Origin of the sequence: Tahibacter harae (assembly GCF_024437735.1) — a bacterium.
GTDB classification, from domain to species: Bacteria; Pseudomonadota; Gammaproteobacteria; order Xanthomonadales; family Rhodanobacteraceae; genus Tahibacter; species Tahibacter harae.
Window position 1 is genome coordinate 16,026 of the sequence record NZ_JANFQO010000006.1, and the last position, 24,938, is coordinate 40,963.

General features: G+C 69.1%; 19 protein-coding genes. 12 read left to right on the forward strand and 7 right to left on the reverse strand.

Annotation, left to right across the window (positions count from 1 at the left end; translation table 11 throughout):
• Positions 1-122: 122 nt before the first annotated feature.
• Positions 123-890 carry an oxygen-binding di-iron domain-containing protein gene (locus NM961_RS07845; RefSeq protein ID WP_255913491.1) on the reverse strand — a complete coding sequence of 256 codons (768 nt, stop codon included), beginning with the start codon at positions 888-890 and terminating at the stop codon, positions 123-125.
• Between the two features lie 306 nt (positions 891-1,196).
• Positions 1,197-2,093 carry a phosphoribosylaminoimidazolesuccinocarboxamide synthase gene (locus tag NM961_RS07850; RefSeq protein WP_255913492.1) on the reverse strand — a complete coding sequence of 299 codons (897 nt, stop codon included), beginning with the start codon at positions 2,091-2,093 and terminating at the stop codon, positions 1,197-1,199.
• Positions 2,094-2,177: 84 nt separating this feature from the next.
• Between NM961_RS07850 and NM961_RS07855 the strand changes: the two genes are divergently transcribed.
• The 3 genes from NM961_RS07855 to rpe all read left to right on the forward strand — a co-directional run bounded on the left by NM961_RS07855 (position 2,178) and on the right by rpe (position 4,077).
• Positions 2,178-2,492 carry a c-type cytochrome gene (locus tag NM961_RS07855; RefSeq protein ID WP_255913493.1) on the forward strand — a complete coding sequence of 105 codons (315 nt, stop codon included), beginning with the start codon at positions 2,178-2,180 and terminating at the stop codon, positions 2,490-2,492.
• Positions 2,489-3,295: a co-chaperone DjlA gene (djlA, locus tag NM961_RS07860; protein ID WP_255913494.1), complete on the forward strand. Its 807-nt coding sequence runs from the start codon at positions 2,489-2,491 to the stop codon at positions 3,293-3,295. The genes NM961_RS07855 and djlA overlap by 4 nt, the downstream gene beginning before the upstream one ends.
• A 107-nt stretch (positions 3,296-3,402) precedes the next feature.
• Entirely contained in the window at positions 3,403-4,077 is a 675-nt protein-coding gene (rpe, locus tag NM961_RS07865) for a ribulose-phosphate 3-epimerase (protein ID WP_255913497.1), read from the forward strand.
• 112 nt (positions 4,078-4,189) lie between these two features.
• On the opposite strand, the gene NM961_RS07870 is transcribed toward rpe, so the two are convergent.
• The 3 genes from NM961_RS07870 to NM961_RS07880 form a co-directional block, all read right to left on the reverse strand.
• Positions 4,190-4,756: a class GN sortase gene (locus NM961_RS07870; protein ID WP_255913498.1), complete on the reverse strand. Its 567-nt coding sequence runs from the start codon at positions 4,754-4,756 to the stop codon at positions 4,190-4,192.
• A complete protein-coding gene (locus tag NM961_RS07875) occupies positions 4,753-6,774 on the reverse strand; it encodes a marine proteobacterial sortase target protein (RefSeq protein ID WP_255913500.1) in 2,022 nt (673 codons plus the stop codon). Before NM961_RS07875 ends, NM961_RS07870 begins: the two co-directional genes overlap by 4 nt.
• A gap of 314 nt (positions 6,775-7,088) precedes the next feature.
• A complete protein-coding gene (locus NM961_RS07880; protein WP_255913501.1) occupies positions 7,089-7,265 on the reverse strand; it encodes a hypothetical protein in 177 nt (58 codons plus the stop codon).
• A 335-nt stretch (positions 7,266-7,600) separates the two neighbouring features.
• Here NM961_RS07880 and pdsR point away from each other — a divergent pair, with 335 nt between their 5' ends.
• The 5 genes from pdsR to NM961_RS07905 all read left to right on the forward strand — a co-directional run bounded on the left by pdsR (position 7,601) and on the right by NM961_RS07905 (position 13,851).
• Complete coding sequence (gene pdsR / locus NM961_RS07885) at positions 7,601-8,290, forward strand: proteobacterial dedicated sortase system response regulator (protein ID WP_255913502.1); 690 nt, start codon at positions 7,601-7,603, stop codon at positions 8,288-8,290.
• A 20-nt stretch (positions 8,291-8,310) separates the two neighbouring features.
• Positions 8,311-8,499, forward strand: coding sequence for a hypothetical protein (locus NM961_RS07890; RefSeq protein WP_255913505.1), 189 nt, complete (start codon positions 8,311-8,313; stop codon positions 8,497-8,499).
• 17 nt (positions 8,500-8,516) lie between these two features.
• On the forward strand, positions 8,517-10,550 hold the full coding sequence (locus tag NM961_RS07895) for an ATP-binding protein (RefSeq protein WP_255913506.1): 2,034 nt from the start codon (positions 8,517-8,519) through the stop codon (positions 10,548-10,550).
• A gap of 169 nt (positions 10,551-10,719) precedes the next feature.
• Complete coding sequence (trpE, locus tag NM961_RS07900) at positions 10,720-12,195, forward strand: anthranilate synthase component I (protein WP_255913507.1); 1,476 nt, start codon at positions 10,720-10,722, stop codon at positions 12,193-12,195.
• 507 nt (positions 12,196-12,702) lie between these two features.
• Complete coding sequence (locus NM961_RS07905) at positions 12,703-13,851, forward strand: FAD-dependent oxidoreductase (protein ID WP_255913508.1); 1,149 nt, start codon at positions 12,703-12,705, stop codon at positions 13,849-13,851.
• A gap of 215 nt (positions 13,852-14,066) precedes the next feature.
• Here the strand turns inward: NM961_RS07905 and NM961_RS07910 are convergent, their stop codons facing one another.
• On the reverse strand, positions 14,067-15,881 hold the full coding sequence (locus tag NM961_RS07910; RefSeq protein ID WP_255913509.1) for a peptide MFS transporter: 1,815 nt from the start codon (positions 15,879-15,881) through the stop codon (positions 14,067-14,069).
• Positions 15,882-16,118: 237 nt separating this feature from the next.
• On the opposite strand from NM961_RS07910, the gene NM961_RS07915 reads away from it, so the two are divergent.
• The 3 genes from NM961_RS07915 to NM961_RS07925 all read left to right on the forward strand — a co-directional run bounded on the left by NM961_RS07915 (position 16,119) and on the right by NM961_RS07925 (position 21,184).
• Complete coding sequence (locus NM961_RS07915; RefSeq protein WP_255913511.1) at positions 16,119-16,805, forward strand: hypothetical protein; 687 nt, start codon at positions 16,119-16,121, stop codon at positions 16,803-16,805.
• Between the two features lie 248 nt (positions 16,806-17,053).
• Positions 17,054-18,985, forward strand: coding sequence for an OPT family oligopeptide transporter (locus tag NM961_RS07920; protein WP_255913512.1), 1,932 nt, complete (start codon positions 17,054-17,056; stop codon positions 18,983-18,985).
• Positions 18,986-19,063: 78 nt separating this feature from the next.
• Positions 19,064-21,184 carry an alpha/beta hydrolase family protein gene (locus tag NM961_RS07925; RefSeq protein WP_255913513.1) on the forward strand — a complete coding sequence of 707 codons (2,121 nt, stop codon included), beginning with the start codon at positions 19,064-19,066 and terminating at the stop codon, positions 21,182-21,184.
• Positions 21,185-21,632: 448 nt separating this feature from the next.
• Here NM961_RS07925 and NM961_RS07930 read toward each other — a convergent pair whose 3' ends face one another.
• Positions 21,633-22,784 (reverse strand): glycerophosphodiester phosphodiesterase family protein, encoded by a 1,152-nt coding sequence (locus NM961_RS07930; RefSeq protein ID WP_255913514.1) that lies wholly within the window; start codon positions 22,782-22,784, stop codon positions 21,633-21,635.
• A gap of 378 nt (positions 22,785-23,162) precedes the next feature.
• On the opposite strand from NM961_RS07930, the gene NM961_RS07935 reads away from it, so the two are divergent.
• On the forward strand, positions 23,163-24,830 hold the full coding sequence (locus tag NM961_RS07935) for a hypothetical protein (RefSeq protein WP_255913516.1): 1,668 nt from the start codon (positions 23,163-23,165) through the stop codon (positions 24,828-24,830).
• Positions 24,831-24,938: the final 108 nt, after the last annotated feature.

The following is a 24,938-nucleotide window of genomic DNA, read 5'->3' on the forward strand; positions in this document are numbered from 1 at the left end:
TGGCGAGTACGCGAGCCAGCGCAAGCGTACAGGCCGGGAAACCTTGCTTGCGGAGTCGCCATGGCCATTTCCTCGTGCCACGGCGAGGCCAGGCTTGTGTCAGGGGGCTGCCGAACCGGGAACTAGGCAAACACCGGATCCGTCTCGTCCATCAGATCGATCCCGCAAGCCAGGTTTTCCACCCAGTCGAGGAATTTGCCGATGGTCGCCGGATCCGCAAACGGCACGCCGTGCTGCGGCACGATCATCGAGGGATTCAGCGCGCGCACCCGCCGCGCCCATAGCCGGCAGACCTTGTTCGAGGCCATGTAGCGGCGGTGGAAACCGGCCATCGTCGGCACATGCGCCTCGAAATCGCGCACCGGCGCGTATTCGCCGTCGACCATGGAGGCGCCCATGTCGCCGGAGAAGAGAATGCGGCTGACCGGATCGAAAAACTGGAAATTGCCCACACTGTGCAGAAAGTGCGCGGGTACCGCGCGCAGGTGGGAATTGCCCAGCGGAATGTCCGCGCCGGGATCCGGCAGCAGGAAATAGCGTTCGCCGCCGCTGTCTTTCTGGTAATGCGGCACGCCGTGCGGAATGAAGCGGCCCCACAGGCGCGAGCAGACGATGGTGGCCGAGGTATACATCAGCCAGCGGTCGACCGAACCGATGATGTCCGGATCCTGGTGCGAAGCCAGCACGTAGGTCAGCTGGCGCAGCGGCAGATAGCGCGATACGGCCAGGCTCAGCGGCGTATACAGCAGGGCGCCGCCTGGATCGATCAGGGCGGATTTGTCGCCGTGCAGCACCAGGAATTGATTCGCCTGTATGCCGTCGTCGCCACGCACCAGATCGTGGAAGGCGATACAGGCATGGTCGCCCTGGCGGAATAGTTCGGTAGGCATGGGGCTGGGTCGGCAGGCGCACGCGGAGTGTGCAGGGCCATGCTAGCCGGCGCTGCGGGGCGCGTTTTGATCCTGATCAAGCCGGGATCGGGGTTTCGGGTTACGGAGGGCGATAGGGATTCCGAGCCGTGTCGTCGCGGTGCCGGGGCGATCCGGCGGCCGACGCGCCTGATCCTTCGCCCCAGGTTGCTCAAAAGCCGGAAGGCGCGTCGCCCAGTACCGCAAGCTCCCACCCGGAAACCTGCAAGCTGGCCATTCCAGGCGCACCCTGCCACGAATCTCCCATCGCCAATCCGGTTCCGCCGCTCAGGCCAGATCTATTCCCGCCAGCCGCTTCAGCGCTTCCGCATACTTCGCCGCCGTCGCCGCAATCACCTCGGCGGGCACGCGCGGGCCGGGTGCGGTCTTGTTCCAGTCCAGCGTTTCCAGGTAGTCGCGCACGAACTGCTTGTCATAGCTGGGCGGGCTGATGCCGACGCGGTATTCGTCGGCGGGCCAGAAGCGCGAGGAATCCGGCGTCAGCATTTCATCCATGATGTAGAGCTTGCCGTCCTCGTCGGTGCCGAATTCAAATTTGGTATCGGCGATCAGGATGCCGCGCTCGGCGGCGAAGGCCGCGGCCCAGCGGTAGATGCGCAGAGTAGCTTCGCGCACCTGCTCGGCCAGGTCGGCGCCGACCTTGGCCACCAGGCTGTCGAAGCTGATGTTCTCGTCATGGTCGCCGACGGCGGCCTTGGTCGACGGGGTGAAGATGGGTTCGGGCAGCTGTTCGGCCTGGCGCAGGCCGGCCGGCAGCCGGATGCCGCAGAGCGAGCCGCTGGCCTGGTAATCCTTCCAGCCCGAGCCGATCAGGTAGCCGCGGGCGATGGCCTCCACCGGCACCGGCTTCAGGCGCCGCGTGATGACGCTGCGGCGGGCATAGGTGGCCAGGTCGGTGCCGGCCGGCAGCACGCCGGCGATGTCCTTGCCGGTCAGGTGGTTGGGCACCAGGTGGGCGGTCTGGGCGAACCAGAAGTTGGACATCTGGCAGAGCATCTCGCCCTTGCCGGGGATGGGGTCGGGCAGCACCACGTCGAAGGCGCTGAGACGGTCGCTGGCGACGATCAGCAGCTCCTGCGGCGACAGGGCATAGACGTCGCGCACCTTGCCGCGGTGGATCAGGTTCAGGCCGGGCAGGTGGGATTCGCTCAGGGTGGTAGGCACTGGCCGGGGCTCCGCGGGAAAAGGCGCGCATTGTAGCGGCCGCGCCGGCTAGAATCGCGCGCATTTCGTTTCCGGTAGCGTCCCATGCCGTTCCTGTCCCGTGCCGCGCTCGCGGCCGCCGCCCTGGCCGCGCTGCCGGCGGCTCATGCCCAGAACCCGGCCAAACCCGCCCGCCTGGGCCTGTGCGCGGCCTGCCACGGCGAATCCGGCCGCTCGCCGCTGAAGGGCACGCCGCACCTGGCCGGGCAGGATCTGGATTACCTGAAGACCGCCCTGGCCGCCTACCGCAGCGGCGCCCGCGACGTGGCGGTGATGCGTGCGGCGGTCGGTGCGCTGAGCCAGTCCGATCTGGACGAACTCGCTGCCTGGTATGCGGCCCAGGCGCCGCAGCCGCAATGAAAGGATGGCTGGGCAAGATCATCGGCGCCGCGGTCGGCCTGGCCCTGCTGCGGCATCCGCTGGGCCTGCTGTTCGGGCTGCTGGTCGGGCATATGTACGACATCGGCGGCTTTTCGTTTTCCCGGCCGCGGCCGCGCGTGGCGCGCAGTTTCGTCGATCCGCTGTTCGGCCTGATCGGTGCCATGGCCAAGGCCGACGGCCGCGTTTCCGAAAGCGAGATCGCGGCCGTCGAGCAGCTGATGCAGCGCATGGGCCTGAGCGCCGCCCAGCGCCACGAGGCCATCGCCTGCTTCAACGCGGGCAAGACGCCGGGCTTCGTCGTCGACCGCGCCATCCGCGACCTGCGCAGCTGGTGCCTGGGCCGGCGCGATCATGCCTACGTGCTGATCGACGTGCTGCTGGACGTGGTGTTCTCCGACGGCCAGGGTACCGAGCCGCGCATGCAGCTGATGCGGCGCATGTGTGCGGCGCTGGGCGTGCAGGAGCGCGAGATCGCGGTACTCGCCGCGATGAAGGGCCATATCTGGAATCCGGCCGGGCAGAGCTATTCCTACCGCCACGGCGGCGGCACCGCCGCGCCGCCGCCGCCGCAGAACGGCGGCACCGATCCCTACGCCGTGCTCGGCGTGGAGCGCGGCATCGACGAGCGCGGTCTCAAGCGCGCCTGGCGCAAGCTGATGAGCGAACACCATCCGGACAAGCTCGGCGACGTGCCCGAACTGCTGCGCCAGCGCGCCGAGCAGCGTGCGCGGGAGATCAATACGGCATACGAGCGGATCAAGGCCGAGCGCGGATTTCGCTGAGCGCGCTGCCGCTGCGCGGCAGCGCGGACGATCCTGCATTTGCCAGCCCGGACGGCGCGGTTACACTGCGCGCCGCCCGCGTCCGCGGTGTCCACGGAAACCGTCCCATGTCCCGCCAGTCCGCCGTCATCGCGCCGTCCATCCTTTCCGCCGATTTCGCCCGCCTCGGCGAAGAGGTGAACAACGTCCTTGCCGCCGGCGCGGACTGGGTGCATTTCGACGTGATGGACAATCACTACGTGCCCAACCTGACCATAGGCCCGCTGGTCTGCGAGGCGCTGCGCAAGCACGGCGTCACCGCGCCCATCGACGTGCATCTGATGGTCAAGCCGGTGGACCGCATCGTGCCGGATTTCGCCAAGGCCGGCGCCACGTACATCTCCTTCCATCCGGAAGCCTCGGAACACATCGACCGCACCATCCAGCTGATCCGCTCGCTGGGCTGCAAGCCCGGGCTGGTATTCAATCCGGCCACGCCGCTGAACTACCTGGACCACGTGCTGGACCAGCTCGATCTGGTGCTGATCATGTCGGTCAATCCCGGCTTCGGCGGCCAGAGCTTCATTCCCTCGGCGCTGGACAAGCTGCGCCGCGTGCGCGAGCTGATCGACCGCAGCGGCCGCGAGATCCGCCTGGAGATCGATGGCGGCGTGAAGCCCGAGAACATCGCCGAGATCGGTGCGGCCGGCGCGGATACCTTCGTCGCCGGCTCGGCCATCTTCGCCAAGCCGGACTACGCCCAGGTCATCAATGCGATGCGGGCGGAGCTGGCGAAGGTCTGACGGCGGCGCGGGTCTGCGTTCGCCGCAGGCCCGGCCGGGTGCTGCGGTCCGCCGCGCATGGGCCGCGACGCCGTACCGTGCCGGAGGCCGCAGCCGCTGCGGCCCCAAGCCTTCAGACCGGCACCGCCTCGATCACATAGCGCAGCGGTCCGCCCGCGATCCAGCCGTCGAACGGATAGCAGGTCACCAGCAGCAGCTTCGACGTAGCCGTTCCCTCGCCGGCGGCGATGCGCGTGGTGCGCGCATCGACTACCTGCTGCGCACTGATGCGGTAGCGCCGCAGCCGGCCGCGGCTTTCGATCTCGATCACGTCGCCGTTTGAAAGATGCCGCAGGAATTCAAAATGCGTGTCGCGGTGGCCGCTGATGACGCTGGTGCCGGCGGCGCCGGGCGCGGCGCTGGCCTCGTTCCAGGCCGGGCCGAAGGCCAGGCTGCGGCCCGAATCGCCGGCCAGCACGATCTGGTCCACGCCCAGCCGGGCCACCCGCAGGCGCGCGACGGGGCGGGTATCGGCCCAGGGCCACGGTTTGGCCGCGACAGCGCCGGCCGCGCTGCGTTGCCAGGCCTGTTCCAGCAGCAGCTGGGCCAGCCAGGCCTTGGCCTGCACATAGCCGGCGCTGCCGCAGAGCAGGCCGGCGGCGAGCAGCAGCAGAAGGCTGAGACGGCGGCGTGTGTTCATGCGGCCAGTCCGCGGCGCGCTGCCGGCGCGCGGCGCAGCGCCAGGGCCAGCAGCAGGCACAGGGCGCCCAGGGCCAGCCACAGCCTGCCCGATGTCGCGGTCTGGGCGAACGCCACGCTGCCGGCCGGTGCGGCATTTTCTACTTCTACTGATTGCAGTCCGGCATCGGCCGGCCGCTGCGGCGTGCGGTCCACTGCGACCAGGCTGGTATAGCGGCCGACCAGGTGGTGCTTGAGCGCCAGCGCCGTGGCCTCGGCGCGCAGGGCTTGCGCATCGCCGCCGCGGCGCTGGGCATCTTCCAGTGCCTCCAGCTTGCGCTGGGCCCAGAGCCGGGCCAGGCCCTTGGCCTGGCCGTGCAGTTCAAAACCGATCTTCTGCGACCAGGGCGCTGCGGCGAGCTGGCCCAGCAGCTCGATCTGGCCGCCGCTGCGCGCCGCGCCGTCCAGGCGCGCGACCAGCAGCAGGGGCTCGCCGGCGTAGAGATCGGGCAGGCGCTGCGGATAGACCTCGGCCGCCACCGGCAGATTCAGCTGCAGATCGCGCAGGGCCGGGCGGTCCAGGCGCGCGAAGAGTTTTTCCATCTGCGCGCCGACTTCGTTGATATCGCGGATCACCACCGCGCTGCCGCGGCCCAGCTCGGCCGCCTTGCGCAGGAATTCGCCGTTGGGCGCGCTGCCTATGCCGACCGGGAATACGCGCGCCGCGCCCAGCTCCGTATCCAGCGCGGTATACAGCGCATCGGCCTGTTCCACCGCACCGTCGGTGATGAATACCACCTGGCGCAGGCGGTCGGGCGCCGCCTCGCTGCGCAGCGCGGTCTGCAGCGCCGGCAGCATCTCGGTGCCGCCGTCGGCACCGAGATTGGCCACCCATTCGCGCGCCAGCTGTACATCGTCCGCGGCGGCCGGCACCGAGCGCGGGAACAGCGCGTGGGTATCCGAATCGAATTCGATCACGTTGAAATAGTCCTGCGGCGCCAGATGCCGCAGCGCCAGGTCCAGTGCCGCGCGCGCCTGCAGGATGGACTGGCCTTCCATCGAGCCGGAGGTGTCGATGACCAGGATCAGCTCGCGCGGCAGCGGCGCGGCCGGCCGGGTCGCCGGCAGCAGCATCAGCAGGGCGAACTGCTCGCCGCCGGCCTGTTCGCGCAGCAGGGCGGCGGTGGGCGCGGCCAGCGGCTGCGGCGTCCAGCGCAGCACAAAGTCGCGGTCGGGGGCGACCACGCGATCGCGCAGCGCGATGCGGTAAGTCCCGTCCTGGCGCTGCACCTCCAGCGCATGGGTGGAGGATCCCACGTCCTGCAGCGGCAGGCCGGCGTCGAGGACGGCGTCGATCACCACGGTCGGGGCGCCGGCGCGCACCGGCGGCGTGGTCAGCGTCGATTGCTGCGTCGCCGCCGGTGCCGGCGCGGCGGTGTCCACCGCGGCCGCGGCGTCCTGCGGCAGCCCATCGATTGCAGGCGCGGCAGCCTGCACCGGCATGGCCTGCTGCGTGTAGCGCGGGGTGAAGGTCAGCGGCAGGTGCAGCGAGAACTCGCCGTCGCGGTAATCCACCTGCTGCCAGTAGCGGATTTCCACCTCGACGGTCTCGCCCGGTGCCACGTTGGCCAGGGCGGTGCGGAACAGGTTGGCGCTGTGCGCCTCGACCAGACTGGCCTTGCGGCCGCTGGCCACGGCCTGGGCGTATTCGGCGCGGGCGGCTTCCTTTTCGCGGATCTCGCCGACGATCAGGCGCCGGCCCAGGCGCAAGGTCATCGCATGCACCGCCGCGCCTTCGGGCAGCGGCAGCAGGTATTCGCCCTGCTGCCAGGCTGCGCCGTCGTTGCGGAAGCGCTGCTTGAGCTGCACTTCGGCCAGCAGGCCGTGGATGTCGATTTGCGCCGTGGTTTCCAGGCTGGCGACTTCGAGCCGGCTGCCGTCCTCGCGCAGTATGGCGAGTGCGCCGGCATCGGCGCGGACAGCGGACGGCAGCAGGCCCAGACCCGCGGCAGCGGAGAACAGCAAAGACAGGAATTTCATGGCGCGTCGTCGGTGGCGCGGCGGTCGCCGCGGCCTCACTTTCCGCAGCGGCGGCGGCGCGGGTATTGCGGACTTGCGGCGCGGCGGCGGCGAATGCGGCGCTTTTTCTGACGCGGCTGCGGCGGCCGCCGCGGACACGACGCGGACACGGCAAGGCCGCCGGCGTCGCTGGCGCGGCGATGAATATTTCACAGTTGCCTATATGGGATTTATTGCAAACGACGGCGTGCGGTCGGGGCCGCGCGAATCGCGGGCGGCGATTCCGGAGTCGCGAACATCCGGCGGCAGCCTTGCGCTGCCGCCGTCGGGAGAATTCAGCCTATCTGCCAGGTCGGGTCGTCGCGGCGTGCATTGCGCTGCGCTGCCGCCGCGCGCTGCGGCACGCCGCTGACCCAGGCTTCGGCGCCCAGCCAGTCGGCGCAGTTCGCATCGGTTTCGCCAGCGTTCTCGCTGGTCAGGCGCAGGAATTCTTCGGGCAGGCAGACGTCCATGGAGCAACCTTGCTGGTGGGGAAGGGCGGTCCGGCCGCTCAACCGCCCTGCAGCGCCGCGAGAAAGCCGAGCAACAGGGCGCCCAGGGCGAAGATCACGCGCAGCGGCTCGAAGCTGCTCTTGAGTTCGGCGTTGGGTTCGGCGGGACGGGCTTGCATGGGGATTGCCTCGGTTCGGTGGAAATCAGCGTAGTCGCGCATTCGGGGCCGCGTGCTGCCGGCGGCGGACATTCCAGCAGCGATTTCTGGCTTTTCGCGGGCAAACCGTCCCCCGCCGTTGCGGCCGGTCGCGGCGGGCCGATACAGTGCCGCCCGAATCCACGCCGAGTTCCGCCCATGCCCCGCAGCATTGCCATCGTCGAAGACGAACCGCTGATCCGCGCCAACTACGTCGAGGCCCTGACCCGCTTCGGCTACGAAGTGCGCGGCTACGCCTCGCGGCCCGAGGCCGAGGCCGCCTTCGCCCTGCGCCTGCCGGAGCTGGTCATCATCGACGTGGGCCTGGGCGACGAACCCGAAGGCGGCTTCGACCTGTGCCGTTCCCTGCGCACCCGCGCCGCGACCCTGCCCATCCTGTTCCTGACCGCGCGCGATTCGGACCTGGACGTGATCTCCGGCCTGCGCCTGGGCGCCGACGATTACCTGACCAAGGATGTCTCGCTGCACCAGCTGGCCGCGCGCATCAGCGCGCTGCTGCGCCGCATCGACGCGCTGCGCAAGCCGGCCGAAGCGGAAAACGTAATCAGCCACGGCCCGCTCAAGCTGGAGCAGGAACGCATGCGCGTGACCTGGAACGGCGAGGAAGTGCCGCTGACCGTGACCGAGTTCTGGATGGTCCACACCATGGTGCGCTTCCCCGGCCACGTGAAGAACCGCGACCAGCTCATGCGCGAGGCCCAGGTCGTGGTCGACGACGCGACCATCACCTCGCACATCAAGCGCATCCGCAAGAAATTCCTCGCCATAGACGCTGACTTCGATGCGATCGACACGGTGCACGGGGTCGGCTACCGCTGGAAGCCGTGAAGCCGCGCGCAGCGGCCGGCATGGCGGTTGAAGCCGGCGCGGGTATTTCACCGCCGCTGCGGATTCCCGGCTGTCTCCTGCGCGGTTCTCTCCTGCCGGTGCGCGGGCGGTATCGCAAAGGGCGGCAGGAATACGGCGGGAACCGTTCCCTGATCCTTGTTCCCGCCGTTGCGGCGCTTGCCGCTGGCACGTCCCACCCGTTCACCTGATTTCCGGCTCCCAGCCTATGTCGCTACGGCGCAAACTCCTGCTCGTCGCCCTCGCCATGCTGGCCCTGCCCTGGGCCGGCTGGCAGTTCGTGCGCCAGATGGAAGTGCTGCTGCGCGAAGGCCAGGAGCAGACCCTGATCGCCTCGGGCAAGGCGCTGGCGCGCAGCCTCGCGGCCATCAACGCCGAGCTGCCGCCGCCGGGCGGCGCGCTGTACGTGCATGCGCTGGACATACAGCTGCAGGTCGACGGCTATGCCGACGACTGGCTGGAACTGCGCGGTTATTCCCAGCACCTGGGTCCGCCGCAGAACGCGCAGAAGCTGAAGATGACCCTGGCTGCCGACGCGGCCTGGTTGTATCTGCTGATCGAAGTGCGCGATGCCAGCCGCCACCGCGCCGACGCGGCCGCGGCGCTGGAGCAGAAAACCGACCGCATCGAGCTGGGCCTGGAACGCGCCGGCGCCGAGCGGCGCTACCTACTGGCCAGCGCGGCGCCGGGTTCGTTCGAGGCCCAGGGGCTGGGCGGCACCGGCGCCGGCCTGCCGCTGGCCCTCAGCGGCGAATGGCAGGAAGACGCCGCCGGCTACCGCGTCGAGCTGCGCCTGCCGCTGGCGCAGCAGCCGCAGCGGCTGTCATTGCAATGGTTCGATTCCGCTGTCGGCGCCGCGCCGGTGGTGAGCCTGGAAAAACTGCCGCTGCTGAGCTACTCCGCCGCGCTGGCCGCCGAGCTGGCCCAGTTCGCGCCGGAGGCCACGCGCGCGCGCCTGGTCAGCGGCGAAGGCTGGCTGATGGCCGAAAGCGGCGAGCTGGGCGCCGGCGCCGCGCCGGCGGCGGAGCAGGAGCCCTCGGCACTGGCGCGCTGGTCTTACCGCTGGCTGATCGCGCCGGCGCTGCAGGGCACGCCGGGCCTGGCCGGGCGCCAGCCGCGGCTGGACGCGGCCGAACTGTGGCAGGCCCTGTCCGGCGTGCCCGCGGCGAGCTGGCGCGCCGGCGAACGCCAGGGCGACGTGGTGCTGGTGGCCGCGCTGCCGCTGCGCCTGAACGGCGAAACCCGCGGCGCGCTGGTGCTGGAGCAGGTCAATACCGCGCTGCCGCTGCTCACCGACGCGGCGCTGCAGCGCCTGGCCCTGGTCAGTGTGGCCGCGCTGCTGCTGGCCGGCGGCGTGTTGTTCGTCTTCGCCACCTGGCTATCAGTGCGCATACGCCGCCTGCGCGACGGCGCCGAGCGCGCCCTGGCCGCCGACGGCCGCATCCAGGGCCGCGTGCCGCTGACCGACATGCGCGACGAACTCGGCGACCTCGCGCGCAGCTTCCAGCAGCTGCTGGATGCGGTAGGCGCGTATACCGACTACCTGCGCACGCTCGCCTCCAAGCTCTCGCACGAGCTGCATACGCCGCTGGCCATCGTCAAATCCTCGCTGGACAACCTGGAGCACCAGCCGATTTCCGCCGAGGCCCGCGCCTACGTCGTGCGCGCCCGCGACGGCACCGACCGCCTCACCCACATCGTGCGGGCGATGAGCGAATCCAGCCGCATGGAGCGTGCCATTGCCTCGGCCGAGGGCGAGGATTTCGACCTGGCCGACGTGGTGCGCGGCTGTGCCGAGGCCTACCGCGCGCTGGCCGCGCCGCGGCGCATCGACTGCGAACTGCCGGCCCAGGCCGTGCCCATGCACGGCGCGCCGGAACTCATCGCCCAGGCCCTGGACAAGCTGTTCGACAACGCGCGCTCGTTCACCCCCGAATCCGGCTGGATACGCATTGCCCTGGACAGCGGCCCGGACGGTATCTCGCTGCGCGTGGCCAACCAGGGCCCGGAGCTGCCGCTGGCCATGCAAGGCCGCCTGTTCGACTCCCTGGTCAGCCTGCGCGAGGGCGCCTCGCGCGGCGAGGCGCCGCACCTGGGCCTGGGCCTGTACGTGGTGCGCCTGGTCTGCGAACGCCACGGCGGCGGCGCGGCCGCGCACAACCTGGCCGGCGGCGAGGGCGTGGAATTCGTGCTGCGCCTGCGCGGCATGGCGCGCGAATCTGTGTTGCGCCGGGGCGGCTGAGCGCCGCCGCCGTCGCCGGGCCGACAGGCCCGCCGCGTGCAGGCGGCCGCGACCATGGCGGCATGCGCCGCGCCCGCCCGGGCCGCGCGCTTATGCCGCCAGGCTTACAACCTGTCGCCCGCGCGGCGGTCTTGCTATCGTCCGCCGCCTCCGGAGCAAGGTGGCGGCAATGATTTCCCAGGAAGAATTCCAGGCGCTGGCCGAGGAAGGCTACAACCGTATCCCGCTGATGCGCGAAGTGCTGTCCGACCTGGACACGCCGCTGTCGGTGTATCTCAAGCTGGCCGACGGGCCTTACACCTACCTGCTGGAATCCATCGAAGGCGGCGAATCCTGGGGCCGCCATTCCATCATCGGCCTGCCCTGCCGGCGCGTATACAGCCTGCGCGGCACTACGCTGACCGTGTCCGAGCTGGGCGAGACCGTGGAAACGCGCGAACTGGCCGACCCGCTGGCCGACGTGGATGCGCTGCGCCGGCACTACCGCGTGCCGCGCCTGCCCCAGCTGCCCGCCTTCAGCGGCGGTCTGGTCGGCTACTTCGGCTTCGAGACCATTGGCTACATCGAGCCGCGCCTGGCCGGCTGGGACAAGCCCGACCAGCTCGGCACGCCCGATGCGCTGCTGATGCTGTCGGAGGAAGTCGCCGTCTTCGACAACCTCAAGGGCCGGCTGTACCTGATCGTCCACGCCGATCCGTCCGAACCGCGCGCCTACGCCCGCGCCGTGCGCCGGCTGGACGAGCTGAGCTTCCGCCTGCGCCATTCCGGCTCCAGCTACCCCGAGGTGCTGGATCCGAAGCTGCTGGACGAGGGCGATTTCGTTTCCGGCTTCACCCGCGAAGGCTTCATCGAGGCAGTGGAAAAAAGCAAGGAGTACATTCGTTCCGGCGACGTGTTCCAGGTGGTGCTGTCGCAGCGCATGAGCGTGCCGTTCCGCGCCCGCCCGGTCGATGTCTACCGTGCGCTGCGTGCGCTGAATCCTTCGCCGTACATGTATTTCCTCGACCTCGGCGGCTACCAGATCGTCGGTTCCTCGCCGGAGATCCTGGTGCGCCTGAAGCAGGGGCGGGTGGTGCTGCGTCCCATTGCCGGCACGCGCCCGCGCGGCGCGACGGCGGAAGCCGACCAGGCGCTGGAACGCGAGCTGCTGGCCGATCCCAAGGAGCGCGCCGAACATCTCATGCTGATCGATCTGGGCCGCAACGACGTGGGCCGCGTCGCCCGCACCGGTACGGTCACGGTGACCGAGAGCTTCGCCGTCGAGCGCTATTCCCATGTCATGCACATCGTGTCGCAGGTCGAGGGCGATCTTGCCGACGGCCTGAGCTACATGGACGTACTGCGCGCCAGTTTCCCCGCCGGCACCGTCAGCGGCGCGCCCAAGATCCGCGCGCTGGAAGTGATCCAGGAACTCGAACCCATACGCCGCAATATCTACTCCGGCGCGGTCGGCTATATCGGCTGGTGGGGCGACGGCGACACCGCCATCGCGATCCGCACCGCGGTGATCCAGGACGGCCGCCTGCACGTCCAGGCCGGCGCCGGCATCGTCTACGACTCCGACCCGGCGACCGAGTGGGACGAGACCATGAACAAGGGCCGGGCGCTGTTCCGCGCGGTGGCGCAGGCGGTGAGCGGGCTTTGATTTGCCGGGTGGATTTTTCCCGGCTTTTTCCTCTGTGGATCTCCCTGGTTTTTTCCTCTTGCGGGAAATCCATGTCCGGAAATGAAGCCGGCTGCAGCACGCTTTAGCCCTCTCCCCCAAGCTTGCTTTGGGGGAGAGGGCTGGGTGAGGGGGAAACGACAAACCCCGCCGCAGCATTTGAGTTTCCGCCATGATTTTCAGCACCAGAGCTTTCGGCGAAACTTCGGGCTTCATGGCTTTCTGATGCGTCGCCCCCTCGCCCGACCCTCTGCCCCAAGCGCGTGAACGCATTTGGGCAGAGGGTCGAAGCGCCCGCCTGCAACCCACCAGGCTGTCCCCGCCGCACCGCCGCCAGGTGCGCGCCCGGCCGCGCTGTCATCAAACCGCCACCGTAAGCTGCAAGGCTCTGCTGCTGGCCTGCAACGCTGCTGTCATCCGGCGGCAATCAAAGTCAAATGTCACATGTGTAGTTAGTCATTAATTGCCATGGACGATTACGGTGTACGCATGAAGCACTCCTCCGCCATCGTGGTCGGCGCGGGCATTGTGGGGCTGGCGCTGGCGCGGGCCCTGGCTGTGCAGGGTGTCCGCGTGGTCGTGTTTGAACGGCATGAGCGCGCCGTCGGCGCGTCGGCGCGCAACCCGGGCCTGGTGTTGCCGCTGGGCGTGGCCGAGGGGCCGGCGCTGGAGCAGGCGCGGCGTTCCCGCGCGGTATGGCGCGAGTTCTGCGAGGCTGCCGATGTCTGGTACGACGCTTCAGGCTGCCTGCTGCCGGCCTGGCAGGACGACGAGGCCGCCGTAATGCAGGAATTCGCCGCCGGCGCGCACCGCGGCGGCGAATGGCTGGGGCCGGCCGCCGCGCGCGAGCGCTGCCAGCTGCTGCCGGCCCGCGGCCTGCGCGGCGCGCTGTGGAGCAGCGAGGAAATGTTGGTCGATCCGCGCGTCGCGCTGCGCCAGCTGCCGGCCTGGCTGGCGGATCGCCATGACGTCGAATTCCGCTGGAAGCACGCGGTCACGCGGGTCGAGCACCCGTATGTCTGGAGCGGCGGGCGCCGCCACGCCGCCGACGTGATCTATCTCACCGGCGGCGCCGATCTGCCCGCGCTGGTGCCGGCGCTGTCCGCGGCCGGTGCGGTGCGGCTGCAGCGTCAGCCCGCGGCGCGCCTGGTGAACCAGCCCGAGGGCTGGCGCCTGCCGCTGCCGCTGGGCAATGCCGCACTGCTGCCGCAGCTGGCCGCCTTCGCCGGATTGCCCGCCCTGCCGCGGCTGCGCGAGCGGCTGGCGCAGGAGGGCGGCAGCGGCCTGCTGCTGCTGCAGAACGGCAGCGGCGAGATCCTCGCCCTGCCCGAGGGCGAAAGCGGCGACGATGCCGGCAACGACAGCTTGCGTCAGCGCCGTGTCCTCGATGCGGTGCGCGGCCTGGCCCAGTTGCCCGACTGCCGCCTGCAACAGACCTGGCAGGCCGCACAGGCGCTGGGCGCCGGCGAAGGCGCGGTCGCCATCGCCGACGGCGTGACCGCCGTAGCCACGCCGGGTGCCGGCCTCGGCATGACGCTGGCATTCGGCCTGGCCGAGGATGTGGTAGCGGGACGCTGCCGCGCCCAGGTTTTGCCGGTGCCGCCAGCCGGTGCGCGCCGCGTCGAAGCGATACGCTAGCGGCGGCGCCGTGCGCATTGCGGCATCGCAGCGCGCTTCTGCGTACCGCGGGACCACATGCACCGTACGCATCGCGCGGACCGCATGGATCGACGTACCGCAAGAACCACACGGCACAGCACGCGCCGCACCGCATGGCATCGCACGCACCACATCGTCCGCTGCCGCCGCGCTTTCCCGACAGCGACAGCGGCGCAGGAAACTCCGTCGTGTCCTCAGCGCACGCCGTGCATCAGCCGCCGCAGCAACGGCGCCGCGACCAGCGCGGCCAGGCCGCAGCCCACGCCGATCAGCAGCAGCACCCAGAACAGATGCGCGTACTTGGCGCCGGCCTCGGCGAAGGCGAGGGTGGCGCCTTCGGGGATCTCGATGGCGGCGAGCTTGCCCAATTGCGCGGCCAGGGTTTCCGAGAACGCCGTAGCCAGGAACCAGGTGCCCATCATCAGGCTGACCACGCGCGGCACCGACAGCTGCGTCACCGCGGAAAGGCCTACGGGCGACAGGCACATTTCGCCCAGCTCCAGCACCAGATAGGCCAGCACCAGCCACCATACGCTGGCCTGCACGCCGCTGGCGCCGGCCTGCTCCGCGGCCCAGATCAGCGGCAGGAAGGACAGCCCGGCCAGCAGCAGTCCCAGGGCGGATTTCACCGGCTTGGACGGATCCGCGCCGCGCCGGTCCAGCCAGCCCCACAGCCCGCTGAACAGCGGCGCCAGCAGCACCAGGAACAGCGCGCCGAGATAGGTCAGCGAGCCTGCGGTCTGCGGCAGCACCACGCAGTCGCGCACCAGCATCAGCAGGCCGGCCAGCGCCACCGTGCCGAACAGCAGGCGCGGCGCGCGCGAATGCGGATCGCGGTCGGACAGGCGCGCGGCCACGACAAAGGCTCCGGGCGCCAGCAGCAGCACGCTGGTCGACCAGGGCGCGGTGCGCAGGAACAGCGAAAGATTGGCGCCCCAGTCGCCGCTCCAGACGATGGGCGGCGTCGCCTGCACCAGCGCGGGCACCACGTCCTTGGTCAGCAGGCGGTCGGTGAAGGTGACCCAGGAGCCGTAGGTCTGCTCGTACAGGGTGAAGAACACCAGGCACATGGCGATCATGGCCATCAGCGCGAGCATCTGGTCGCGCTGTACTTTGCTGCATTTGAACGTAATGAACCAGGCGAACCAGCCCAGCACGGCCAGCATCATCAGGATCATCAGCGCCAGGGCCAGGGTGATCTCGCCGCCGAGCTTGAACGCACCGTTGGCCACCGCCCACATCAGCCCGGCCAGCGGCAACAGCCCGGCGAGAGCCGCGGCATAGATCAGCCATTCGCGCGGTACGCCGGCCACGCGCTCGCGCAGCTTCTGCGGCGCCGGCGCCTCGGCATGGCCGTGCAGGTATTTCTGGCCCCAGAGGAATTGCAGCAGTCCCAGCAGCATGCCCAGGCCGGCGATGCCGAAGCCGTAGCTCCAGCCCAGGGTCTCGCCCAGATAGCCGCAGACGATGGACGCGAGCAGGGAGCCCAGGTTGATGCCGGCATAGAACAGCGCGAAGCCCGAATCGCGGCGCGGATCGTCGGCCGCATAGAGCTTGCCGACGATGGTGGAGATGTTCGGCTTGAGGAAACCCACCCCCATGATGATCAGTGCGAGCGAGAAATAGAACACGTAAAGGGCGTTTTCGTCCCGCTGCACCACGCCGCCGGCGAGACTGGCCTCGTGCCCTTCCACCGCCATGCCCGCATGGCCCAGCACCAGCAGCAGGCCGCCGAACAGCACCGCCTTGCGCATGCCCAGCCAGCGGTCGGCCAGCATGCCGCCGATCACCGGCAGGCAGTAGACCAGGCCGCCGTAGGCGCCGAGCACGTCCAGGCCGACGTTGTCGCCGAACTTGTGATGGCGCAGCAGGTAGAGCAGCAGCAGCGCCTTCATGCCATAGAACGAGAAGCGCTCCCACATCTCGGTGAAGAAGCAGACGTAGACGCCCTTGGGATGACCGAGGAAATTGTCCGTGGATGGCGCGGCGGCGATGGCGTTGGATGACATGGAAAACCTGTGGTCGAAGCAGAAGACGGCCGGCGGCGCCAGGATGACGGCGCCGGGCCGCGCGGACGGGAAGCGGTGTTGCCGTGCCGAGCATAAACGGCGGACGGCCTGCCAGGCGGACCGCGCGCGTCGGATCGGCCCGGGATGGCGGAAACGGCGCGCGCTGCGGCCCGGTATGGGCCAAGGTTTGCGGCGCCGCGCCGGGATTCGTACTGTAGCCGGATGAATCCCACGACGATGCGTTCCCTGTTCCTCCTGCTCGCCGGCCTGTATGCCGGCAGCGCCGCCGCCGGTGTCGCGGTTATTTCGGCCGATGCGGGCGCAGCGCCCGAACCTGCCGCCGCGAAGGCGGACTCCGCAAAGCCCGCGCCCGATGCCGCCGCGGCGCGCGATGCCTTTCTCGCGCAGCTGCGCGCGCACTGCGGCAAGGCCTATGCCGGCCGCATAGTCGCCGACACCCCGCCCAGTGCCGACAACCCCTTCGCCGGCAAGCCCCTGGTCATGCACCTGCGCGACTGCACGGCGGACACGCTGCGCATTCCCTTCCACGTCGGCGACGACCGCTCGCGCACCTGGATCATCACGCGCCTGGACGGCGGCCGGCTGCGCCTCAAGCACGATCACCGCCACGAGGACGGCAGTTCCGATGCGATGACCCCGTACGGCGGCGAGACCCAGGCCGCCGACCGCGACGCCGCAGCGGACCGCTGGCGCTACGAATTCCCGGCCGATGCGGAATCCAAGGCACTGTTCCAGAAGCTGGACCGGGCGGTGTCGATACCGAATGTCTGGGCGCTGGAACTGGACGGACAGCGCTTCATCTACGAACTGGCGCGGCCCGGGCGGCTGTTCCGGGTGGAGTTCGATCTGGGCAAGCCGCAGAAGCTGCCGCCGGCGGCGTGGGGTGCGGAATCGCGCAAGTGAGGTCCGTGCTGCCGATGGATTAATCCACATCGGGAAAAGCGGCGCAGCTGGCCTCGCTTGGGGCCGGTTGCAGGTTCTGTCGCACAGTTTTTTGCGCGGCGCAGCAAAAATCACCATGACCAATGGCAGGGTAGGTCGCCGGTGATGCCATCGCGCTTTCCGGGCATCCAGCCCCGCACCCATCCCGGTTATGCTTGGCGCCCCCGCGCCAGCCGCGCGGCCGTGTTTTCCGCGATTCCGGAGTCCGCATGAGTACACCTGCCGTTCCGCAGCTGACCGTACGCGCCGTCGTGCTGTCGGTGGTGCTGGCGATGATCCTCGCCGCCGCCAATACCTACCTCGGCCTGTTCGCCGGCCTGACCATCGCCACGGCGATTCCCGCCGCCGTGATCTCCATGGCCGTGCTGCGCGTATTGGGCGGCGGCACCATCCTGGAAAACAATATCGTGCAGACCGGCGCCTCGGCCGGCTCGTCCATCGCCGCGGGCGTGATCTTCACCATCCCCGCGCTGATCATCCTCAACTACTGGCAGGACTTCCGCTATTCCTGGGTGCTGGCCATCGCCGGCCTGGGCGGCCTGCTGGGCGTGCTGTTCTCGGTGCCGCTGCGCCGTTCCATGATCGTGGAAGAACCGCTGCCGTTCCCTGAAGGCAAGGCCGCGGCCGAAGTGCTCAAGGCCGGCGAGAACCCCGGCCCGGGCATCAAGATCCTGGCGATTTCCGGCGCCATCGGCGCCCTGGTCAAGCTGATGGCCGAGAGCGGCCTGCGCATGATCCCGGACAACGCCTCCGGCGCGACCTTCTTCGGCAAGTTCCTCGGCTACATGGGCACCAACCTGTCGCCGGCGCTGCTGGGCGTGGGTTACATCGTCGGCCTGAACATCGGCATCGTCGTGCTCTCGGGCAGCGTGCTGTCGTACAACATCGCCATTCCGCTGTTCCACCTGTTTGCGCAGAGCCTGGACCCGGAACTGGCCACGCGCCTGGCCGGCCTGGGCGCGGCCGAAGCCGCCGGCCTGATCCGCGCCGAGAAGGTGCGCTACCTCGGCGTCGGCGCCATGCTGATCGGCGGCATGTGGACCTTGTTCTCGCTGCGCAAGTCGCTGCTGTCGGGCATCAAGAGCGGTATCGCCGCCGCGCGCAAGGGCGGTACGGAAAACGTCGCCGAGACCGAGCGCGACCTGCCCATGAAGTGGATGCTGATTGCGCTGGTGCTGTTCGTGCTGCCGCTGCTGCTGCTGTATCAGGCCATCGTGGGCAACTGGGTGGTCAGCGTGCCCATGGCCATCATCATGGTAGTGGCGGGCTTCCTGTTCGTATCGGTGTCGGGCTATCTCGCCGGCCTGGTCGGTTCCAGCAACAACCCGGTCTCGGGCATCACCATCGCCACCATCCTGTTCGCCTCGGTGGTACTGATGCTGCTGCTGGGCCGCGATTCGCCCATAGGCGCGGTGGCCGCCATCATGATCGGCGCCGTGGTCTGCTGCGCGGCCGCGGTCGGCGGCGACAACCTGCAGGATCTCAAGGCGGGTTACCTGGTCGGTGCCACGCCGTGGAAGCAGCAGGTGATGCTGGCCATCGGCGCGCTGTCCTGCGCCCTGGTGATGGCGCCGGTGCTGAACCTGCTTGCCACCGCCTACGGCATAGGCCCGGCCACGCCGGAGCATCCCAATTCGCTCAATGCGCCCCAGGCCACGCTGATGGCCTCGGTGGCGAAGGGCCTGTTCGGCGGCAAGCTGCCCTGGGACATGATCGGCCTGGGCGCCGTGATCGGCGCGGCCATCATTGCTTACGACGAATGGTTGAAGGCGCGCAAGTCGCACTTCCGCGTGCCGGTGCTGGCCGCGGCCATCGGCATCTACCTGCCGCTGGAACTGATGGTGCCCATCTTCCTCGGCGGCGTGCTGTCCTACATCGTCGAGCGCCGCTTCGGCGTGCCGGCCACGGACGAGGAAGCGCGCGACCGCGTGCACCGTCCGGGCACCCTGTTCGCCGCCGGCCTTATCACCGGCGAGGCGCTGATGGGCATAGGCATAGCCGTGCCCATCGTGCTGAGCGAGCGCGCCGATGTGCTGGCCCTGCCGACGCCGTGGCACCTGGGCCAGTTCGCCGGCCTGATCGTGCTGGGCATCACTGGCTGGCTGCTGTACCGCACCGCGATCAAGGGCCAGGGCCAGTGAGCCCGCGCCGGCGGCCGCGCCGCCGGCGTGCCTTGTGAAGAACTATTGTTTTCCACCTTTCCGATGATGGACGGACTCATGAAACTGTCTGCCACGCTTTCCCTCGCCGTGCTCGCGGCGCTGGGCGCCGGCAATGCCGCGGCCGCCCGCGGCTTCACCGTGAACGACCTGGTCAACCTGGACCGCATCAGCGATCCGCAGCTCTCGCCCGACGGCCGCTACCTGGCCTACCAAGTGCGCGAGACCGACTACGCCGCCAACAAGGGCGTCAATGGCCTGTGGCTGCTCAAGCTGGATGGCAAGTCCGCACCGCTGCGCCTGACCGCGCCGGGCAAGAGCAGCGCCGGTCCGCGCTGGGCGCCGGATGGCCGCAGCGTCTATTTCACCGCGGTGCAGGAGGGCGTGAACCAGCTCTGGCGCGTGGAAATCGCGCCGGCCCTGGAAGGCAGCGACAAGGCGCCCAAATCGGTGATGCGCGACGCCTTCGAGGCGCGGCCGCAGCCGGCCGTGGTCACCAGCGGCCTGCCGCTGGACGTGGGCTCGTTCAAGCTCTCGCCGGACGGCACGCACGTGCTGCTGGGGCTGGACGTGTTCACCGACTGCCCCGATCTGGAATGCACCAAGAAGCGCCTGGATGAGCGCGCCGCCGCCAAGAACACCGGCGTGCTGTACGACAAGCTGTTCGTGCGCCACTGGGATACCTGGTCCGACGGCCGCCGCAGCCAGCTGTTCCTGGGCGAGATCGGCGCCGACGGCAAGCTCGGGCCGCGCCTGAAGCTGATGTCGCGCGGCATCGACGGCGATGTGCCGTCCAAGCCCTTCGGCGACGATAGCGAATACGCCTTCTCGCCGGACGGCAAGACGGTCTATTTCGGCGCGCGCATCGCCGGCAAGAGCGAGCCCTGGTCGACCAATTTCGATCTCTACGCCGTACCGGCCGACGCTTCGGCCCAGCCGCGCAACCTGACCGCGGCCAACCCGGCCTGGGATGCCAACCCGCTGCCTTCGGCCGACGGCAAGACCCTGTACTACCTGGCCATGAAGCGGCCCGGCTTCGAGGCCGACCGCTTCGGCCTGATGGCACTGGATCTGGCCAGCGGCAAGGCGCGCGAAGTGAACCCGGACTGGGACCGCTCCGCCGGCTCCATCCAGCTCTCCGCCGACGGCAAGACCGTATTCGCCACCGCCGACGACAACGGCCAGCATCCGCTGTTCGGCATTGATGTCGCCAGCGGCAAGGTGCGCCAGATCGTGGGCGAAGGCCATATCAACGGCTATGACGTCGCCGGCAATACGCTGGTGTTCGGCCGCGATCATCTGCGCTCGCCCAGCCAGCTGTTCCTGACCACGGTCAAGGGCGGCAAGGCCAGGCAGCTCACCGACCGCAACGCCGACAAGCTGAAGGACATCGCCTTCGGCGAACGCGAGTTCTTCGATTTCCCGGGCTGGAACAACGAGCGCGTGCAGGGCTATGTGGTCAAGCCGTGGAATTATGAAGAAGGCAAGAAGTATCCGGTTGCCTACCTGATCCACGGCGGCCCGCAGGGCGCCTACGGCGATGATTTCCATTACCGCTGGAACCCGCAGACCTATGCGGGCCTGGGCTTCGCCGTGGTCGCGGTGAATTTCCACGGTTCCACCGGCTACGGCCAGGCCTTCACCGATTCCATCTCGGGCGACTGGGGCGGCAAGCCGCTGGAGGACCTGCAGAAGGGCTGGGCTGCCGCGCTGGCCAAGTACAGTTTCCTCGACGGTAGCCGCGCCTGCGCACTGGGCGCGTCCTACGGCGGCTACATGATCAACTGGATCGCCGGCCACTGGCAGCAGCCGTGGAAATGCCTGGTCAACCACGACGGCGTGTTCGACACGCGCATGATGGGCTATTCCACGGAAGAGCTGTGGTTCAGCGAGTGGGAAAACGGCGGCACGCCGTACGAAAAGCCGGAGAACTACGAGAAGTTCAACCCCGCCAACCACGTGGCCAAGTGGAAGGTGCCGATGCTGGTGATCCAGGGCGGCATGGACTTCCGCATTCCGCTGGAGCAGAGCCTGGGCGCCTTCACCGCCCTGCAGCGCCAGGGTATCGAAAGCCAGCTGCTGCACTTCCCCGACGAGAACCACTGGGTGCTCAAGCCGCAGAACAGCGTGCAGTGGCATGAGACGGTGGGGGCTTGGTTGAAGCGGTGGACGGGGCAGTAAAGATCGGGATTCGGAGTAGTGGTGAGGTTCGATTGGCTGGTTCGCGGCGGTAGATCTCCCTCTCCCCCAGGCAAGCTTGGGGAAGAGGGCTATTGCTAACTTGAGCCCTGTCGCGCTTTCTGATTCCGGACCCCTGGGATCAAACCCCTGCGGTAAATCGCCCTCTACCCCAAGCGCGCCTGGGGCAGAGGGGCGGGGTGATGGGGCGACGCGGACGATCACCTCATTGCTGGTTTTCCGCCGCATGCAAGGCATGGCTAAGACTTCTGCTTTGCCGATGGTGTGGGCGTTTCCCCCTCACCCAACCCTCTCCCCCAAGCAAGCTTGGGGGAGAGGGCTATCGCTAACTTGAGCTCTGTCGCGCTTTCGTTTCATCCATTGCGTGGTTCGCAATCATCGTGGTTCAGGAAACGTACGTTTCTTGAGATCGTCGACTCAAGCGAACAATTTAGTTCGCCTTCGCCTTCCACCCATCCCGCGCCGCTACGCCCAGATCCGGGAAATCGGTGAAATAGCCGTCTATCCCCGCGGCAAGCAGCAGCGCGATTTCCTGCGGCATCGGCAAGGTGCGGCCATCGGCGTCCGCAACGAGGAAACCCGGGTCCGCACGCAAGGTATAGGTATGCACCTTGAGTCCGGCCGCATGCGCAGCCGCAATCAGTGGCGACACCGTGCCGCTCAGTCGCGGCAGGACTTCATCCGGAACAGTGCTGCGCGGCAGCAGATTGTCCTTCCACGGCGCAATCCCGTAGGCATACCGCGCCTGCATCCAGTGCAGCACGGCCGGCGCGCCGAGATCGCCGTAGCTGACGGGGCTTTGTCCCAGCACCGGCAGCACCTCGCGCAAACCCGGATACAGCGCATCGAGATCGTCGCCGCGCTGCGCATGCCAGCGCAAATCGTGGGGCAGGGCGAAATCCCGGTTCTGCGCCGTGACCGTGCCGGTATCGCCGAACAGCTGCATCAGCCGCGCGTCCAGGCCGGCGGCCGGCAGCAGCCTGTCGCGCAGTTCGATCAGATTGGCCAGTTCAAACGACTGGATATAGATGCGCGTGGCGTCGGTGAAACCGCTGCGTACCAATTCCTCGACCAGCAGCGTTCCCAGCGATACGTGTATCGGCGTGCCGTCCAGGTAACGGCCTTCGTGGGCGAAAAACGTCGGATGCTTGGTTTCCGGATAGATCGCGACAGGTCGCGGCGCCGCGGCGGCGAGTGCGATCACTTCGGCGAATGTGGGAATGCCGAATTCGCCGTCGTACCGCGCGCTGCCGCCGCGCAGCTGCGGCAGGCGTTCGCGTGCGCGCAGGGTGCGGATCTCGGCCAGGGTGAAATCCTCGGCGAACCAGCCTTCGACCTCCTCGCCGTCGATGCGCTTGCGCGTGCGGCGGTTGGCGAATTCCGGCCGTGCGGCCACGTCGGTGGTGCCGCTGATCTCGTTCTCGTGGCGGCAGATCAGCACGCCGTCGCGGGTTGGCACCAGATCGGGCTCGATCACATCGGCGCCTTGTTCTATCGCCAGGGCGTAGCTGGCGAGCGTGTGCTCGGGCCGGTAGGCGCTGGCGCCGCGGTGGGCGATGACAAGCGGCGTGGCGGTCGGCATGCGGGTTTCCCTGTCAGGTGAGGGCTGCGGCGGTGCCTGCGTGCAGGCGACGGGCAGGGCGGCCAGCATTATCGAAGCGATCCGCAGCGGATACGACAGCCGCCGCCGGGGCGATGTCGCGCTGCGCAGGGCCGCCGTGTCCTGGCCAAGCGGATTCCGCTGCCCGAGAAGCCGGTTGAACATCGCGCTGCATGCTCCTGTCGCAACTACCGCGACGCAAGGCCCGACCGAACAAATTGTCCAGTTCTTCGCAGCGCGCTGGACAAGGCCGGCAGGCCGGTACGCGGTGAATTTCGCAGACTGCGATGGCGGCAGCGTGACGCCGGCCCTGCCGGCGCCGGCTGCCGCTCCCTGGAACTTCATCGCTAGGAGCGACCCATGCCATTGCACTCCCTCGTACCCGATTTCCTCGAATCCATTTCTTCCCGCCGCCGCGTGCTCGCCGTTGCCGTGCTGCTGGGCCTCGCGGCCGCGGGCACGGCCCAGGCGGTCGCGCCCGGCGCGCCGGCCGGTGCGGTACTGCGCTACAACCAGGTCAGCTCGGGACCGCAGCAGCAGGCGTCGGTCGCCGCGGCGGCGGACGGCAACGCCGTCGCGGTCTGGTACAGCCGGCCTGATTCCGGCGCCGGCCCCGCCGGTGTGCGTGCGCGCCTGCTCGACAGCGCCGGCGCGCCGGCCGGTGCCGAAATCCTGGTCAACGACATTGCCCAGGCCGGCAGCGTTTACCACCCGTCCGTCGCCACCGATGCGGACGGCAATTTCGTCGTGGTCTGGTCGGCGTCGAGCACGCAGCTGTACAGCCTTACCCATGTGCACATGCGCCGCTTCGACCGCAACGGCGTGCCGCTGGGCCCGCAGCAACAGATCGACACCGCTGTGCCCGAGGCGGGCGGCGCCGTGGTCGCGCGCAGCGCCGATGGCCGCTATGTGGTGGCCTGGGACGCCTATCCGGCCAGCGGCGCCGAGATCCGCGCGCGCCGCTTCGATGCGGCCGGCAATGCGCTGGGCGGCGAGATCACCGTCGCCGTGCGCGGCAGCGGCTATGCCGGGCCGGATCTGAGCATCGCCACCGACGACAGCGGTGCCTTCACCGTGGTGTGGACGCACGATACGGGCAACGGCGCCGACTATGACGTGTTCCGCCGCCGCTTCGACGCCTATGGCATCGCCCAGGGGCCGGTGCAGCGGGTGAACACCGCCTACGCCGGCGGGCAGCGCGTGGCCGACATCGCCATGGATGCGGCCGGCAACAGCGTCGTGGTCTGGGACAGCTACATCAATCGCAACGATTCGCGTGTGCTGGGCCAGCGCTATGGCGCGAACGGCGCGGCCGTCGGCGGCGAATTCGTCCTGGCCTACAAGCAGGGCTATCCGGCCGAGGAACCGACCCGGCCTTCGGTGGCGATGGCGCGGGCCAGCGGCGATTTCAGCGTGAGCTGGCAGCGGCGCAGCAGCACTATCTACGTGCGCAGCTACGCGGCGAACGGCACGGCGCGCAGCAGCGAGCAGCTGATCTCCGACGGCACCGCGGGAGCGGCCTATGCGCAGATTGCCGCCGATGCCGACGGCGACGCCACGGTGGTGTGGCAGAACGCGGAATCGTCCTGGAGCAACGATTTCGGCGTGGTGGGCCGGCGCATCGCCGCCTACGCCAGCGTCGATCTGGCGGCGCGCCTGCAGGCCAGCGTGCAGAGTGCGACGGCGCCGACGCTGATCGGTTACCAGATCGGTGTGGACAATCTGCAGATGCCGTCGCCGGTTCGCGGCATGGGCACGGCGGGCGGAATCGTCGCGGTGCTGACGCCGCCGGCCGGCGGCGTGGTGCTCAGTGCCGGCGGCAGCGGCTGGCAGTGCGATACGACCGTGCCCGCGCCGCGCTGCAGCTATGCCGGCTTTGTCGCACCGGGGGCGGGTGCGCCGGCGTTGCTGGTCGAAGTGGGCGGCGTGCCGGCCGGGGTGGCCCAGGCCAGCGTGCAGGTCTCCGGCGGGCAGCCGGATGCGAATGCCGGCAATGACGGGGCGGCGGCGGAGGTGGTGTTGCCGTAGCGCATGCAGGTACCGCGCGCGGTGGCCAGGCACCGGCTGGGGTCGCGATGGTTTGCGCCGGGAGCGGTGCCGGTGCTGGCGGGAGATTGCAAATTCACTTGAATTTTC

Coding starts and splice junctions, on each gene's coding strand:
- NM961_RS07845 (WP_255913491.1), bottom strand. CDS start 890: ATGCCTACCGAACTATTCCGCCAGGGCGACCATGCCTGTATCGCCTTC.
- NM961_RS07855 (WP_255913493.1), top strand. CDS start 2,178: ATGCCGTTCCTGTCCCGTGCCGCGCTCGCGGCCGCCGCCCTGGCCGCG.
- djlA (WP_255913494.1), top strand. CDS start 2,489: ATGAAAGGATGGCTGGGCAAGATCATCGGCGCCGCGGTCGGCCTGGCC.
- rpe (WP_255913497.1), top strand. CDS start 3,403: ATGTCCCGCCAGTCCGCCGTCATCGCGCCGTCCATCCTTTCCGCCGAT.
- NM961_RS07870 (WP_255913498.1), bottom strand. CDS start 4,756: ATGAACACACGCCGCCGTCTCAGCCTTCTGCTGCTGCTCGCCGCCGGC.
- NM961_RS07875 (WP_255913500.1), bottom strand. CDS start 6,774: ATGAAATTCCTGTCTTTGCTGTTCTCCGCTGCCGCGGGTCTGGGCCTG.
- NM961_RS07880 (WP_255913501.1), bottom strand. CDS start 7,265: ATGGACGTCTGCCTGCCCGAAGAATTCCTGCGCCTGACCAGCGAGAAC.
- pdsR (WP_255913502.1), top strand. CDS start 7,601: ATGCCCCGCAGCATTGCCATCGTCGAAGACGAACCGCTGATCCGCGCC.
- NM961_RS07890 (WP_255913505.1), top strand. CDS start 8,311: ATGGCGGTTGAAGCCGGCGCGGGTATTTCACCGCCGCTGCGGATTCCC.
- NM961_RS07895 (WP_255913506.1), top strand. CDS start 8,517: ATGTCGCTACGGCGCAAACTCCTGCTCGTCGCCCTCGCCATGCTGGCC.
- trpE (WP_255913507.1), top strand. CDS start 10,720: ATGATTTCCCAGGAAGAATTCCAGGCGCTGGCCGAGGAAGGCTACAAC.
- NM961_RS07905 (WP_255913508.1), top strand. CDS start 12,703: ATGAAGCACTCCTCCGCCATCGTGGTCGGCGCGGGCATTGTGGGGCTG.
- NM961_RS07910 (WP_255913509.1), bottom strand. CDS start 15,881: ATGTCATCCAACGCCATCGCCGCCGCGCCATCCACGGACAATTTCCTC.
- NM961_RS07915 (WP_255913511.1), top strand. CDS start 16,119: ATGCGTTCCCTGTTCCTCCTGCTCGCCGGCCTGTATGCCGGCAGCGCC.
- NM961_RS07920 (WP_255913512.1), top strand. CDS start 17,054: ATGAGTACACCTGCCGTTCCGCAGCTGACCGTACGCGCCGTCGTGCTG.
- NM961_RS07925 (WP_255913513.1), top strand. CDS start 19,064: ATGAAACTGTCTGCCACGCTTTCCCTCGCCGTGCTCGCGGCGCTGGGC.
- NM961_RS07930 (WP_255913514.1), bottom strand. CDS start 22,784: ATGCCGACCGCCACGCCGCTTGTCATCGCCCACCGCGGCGCCAGCGCC.
- NM961_RS07935 (WP_255913516.1), top strand. CDS start 23,163: ATGCCATTGCACTCCCTCGTACCCGATTTCCTCGAATCCATTTCTTCC.